3 protein-coding genes and 1 pseudogene are annotated in these 2,068 nt (G+C 57.0%); 3 read left to right on the forward strand and 1 reads right to left on the reverse strand.

Annotated features, from left to right (window positions below; translation table 11 throughout):
• Positions 1-355 (forward strand): IS66 family transposase zinc-finger binding domain-containing protein (locus tag V7Q41_RS13300; protein ID WP_333846449.1); only part of this gene is annotated, 355 nt, incomplete at its 5' end.
• A gap of 268 nt (positions 356-623) precedes the next feature.
• Here V7Q41_RS13300 and V7Q41_RS13305 read toward each other — a convergent pair.
• On the reverse strand, positions 624-998 hold the full coding sequence (locus V7Q41_RS13305) for a hypothetical protein (RefSeq protein WP_333846450.1): 375 nt from the start codon (positions 996-998) through the stop codon (positions 624-626).
• A gap of 184 nt (positions 999-1,182) precedes the next feature.
• Between V7Q41_RS13305 and V7Q41_RS13310 the strand changes: the two are divergent.
• Positions 1,183-1,780, forward strand: a pseudogene (locus tag V7Q41_RS13310) (response regulator); the annotation flags it as partial.
• 6 nt (positions 1,781-1,786) lie between these two features.
• The coding region (locus V7Q41_RS13315; RefSeq protein ID WP_442918870.1) for an oxygenase MpaB family protein at positions 1,787-2,068 on the forward strand (282 nt) is incomplete at its 3' end.

The following is a 2,068-nucleotide window of genomic DNA, read 5'->3' on the forward strand; positions in this document are numbered from 1 at the left end:
CGATGAAACGCTGGACGCCGACTTGGCTGCCGTGGCCGATGAGATTGCACTGGTACAGCCCGAATCTGCTGCAGCTCAAGAAAAAAGAATTCCCAAGCGCCAGGCCTTGCCCGCTGAGCTGCCGCGTCAGACGTTTAGCCACGAGCCCGAGTCCACCGTGTGCACCGCCACAGGCTGCGGCAGCCAGATGAAGCGCATTGGTGAGGACGTGTCCGAGAAGCTGGACTATGTGCCGGGTGTCTTTTGCGTGCACCGCCATGTGCGCGGCAAATGGGCCTGCGCCTGCTGCCAGGCCCAAAGCCGTGTCACCATGACCAGACGCTACTTTGCTGGTTCCCAAGCTGATGTGTTATAGGATACAAGCACCGCACCTTCAACAGCGTCATAACTTGTAACGGTCCAGTTCGACTCTCAAATGTTAAATCGAAAATGGGTATAAATGCAATTACACGTTTTATTACACGAGGCATTTAACCAGCCGCTAAGCCGCACAAAACATGGTTTTTTGACGATCCACCTACGTTGAAAATCCGCGTGTCACTGGTTCGATTCCAGTCCAGGCCACCAAACAAAAAACCCCCACTCGCGAAAGCGGGTGGGGGTTTTGCTTTTGTGACTATCGTTCAGTGTTTGCAGCCCTCGCTTGATCCTTTTTTGTCACCCCGGTCTTTGCCTTTGCCTTTCTTTTCGTCGTGCATGGATTTGAGCGTTTTTTGCTGTTCAGGGCTGAGCTGGCTCATCAAGGCTTGTCGAGTGGCTTGCATGGCGTCGCGGTTTTTTTCATGCGTTTGAGCCATCTCGCTCATTTGTTTTTTGTAGGCGTTCCAAGCCTCGAGTTGCTTGTCTTGTAATTTCAGCGACTGTTCGAGTTGCGTGATTCGGGCTTCGTGGTACTTGCCGTCGTGGTGTTTGTCCATGCCGTGGTTCGAGGCGATGGCCGCCACACTCACGCCGCTGAGCAACGCGGCCGACAAAATCCAGATCATTCGTTTGTTCATTTCAGTTTCCTTGAAGGTGTTCACCGTTTTGGCGGTCTCTGACGGGCGTCAGATGGCTCTATTGAACGGTGTGAGTGCCCAAAAGAGGTGTCTGTGGCGGGGCTTTTTGCAAGCGCATGTGTCTGCACTGGGTTCAGACATGTTTTGATACAAAAATCCAAAGTGGGCCCCGTATGATGAAGACATGAACCCCACCACAGACCACGTCTTGTTGGTCGACGACGACCCCGAGATCCGCCAATTGACGGCACAGTACCTGGAGCAAAACGGACTCCAGTGCAGCACGGCCGCCAGTGGCCGCGAGATGCGCCAACTGCTGCAGTCGCAGCGGGTGGATCTGTTGGTGCTCGATGTGATGATGCCCGGCGAGGATGGCCTGACGATTTGCCGTGACCTGCGCGCCCAAGGTGGCTCTCACAGCGCCTTGCCCATTCTCATGCTCACGGCCCGCACCGACGACGCCGACCGCATCTTGGGGCTGGAGATGGGCGCAGACGATTACCTGGGTAAACCGTTTGTGCCACGCGAATTGTTGGCCCGAATCCGAGCCATTCTGCGCCGCGCGCGCTTTGCCCGCGAATTTGCAAAGCACCCACAGTCCCAACATTTGGCGTTTCTCGGGTTACACCTTGGATGGTGTGTCGCGTCAAGTTCGCAACCCCGACGGCGTGCTCTTGGTGCTGACCTCCGGTGAATACCGTTTGCTCCACGTGCTGCTCCAACACGCCAACAAGGTGCTCTCGCGTGACCAGTTGTTGGAGCTCACCCAAGGGCGCGTCGCCTTGTTTGTGGCCACCACCACCTATGGCGGCACTGCGGCAGCCTTGCAGACCATCGAGCGGGTCAACCGCATCCACGCGCACATTCGCGGCACGCTGCCCGACGGCACACCCTATGTGGCCAACGACCCGCAGCTGATCCGCTGGGTGCACCTGGGCGAGACGACCAGTTTTTTGCGCGCTTACCAAGACCTGTCGCTGCAGCCTTTGCACTCGGACAGGCAAGACCTGTACTTTGCCGAGATGGCGCAAATGGGGGAGCGCTTGGGCGCGCACGATTTGCCCCTGACG

It is taken from the genome of Limnohabitans sp. (genome assembly GCF_036804465.1).
GTDB lineage: Bacteria > Pseudomonadota > Gammaproteobacteria > Burkholderiales > Burkholderiaceae_C > Limnohabitans.

Bases quoted from the DNA above. Each gene is read 5' to 3' on its own strand.
- V7Q41_RS13305 (WP_333846450.1), bottom strand. From the start codon at position 998: ATGAACAAACGAATGATCTGGATTTTGTCGGCCGCGTTGCTCAGCGGC.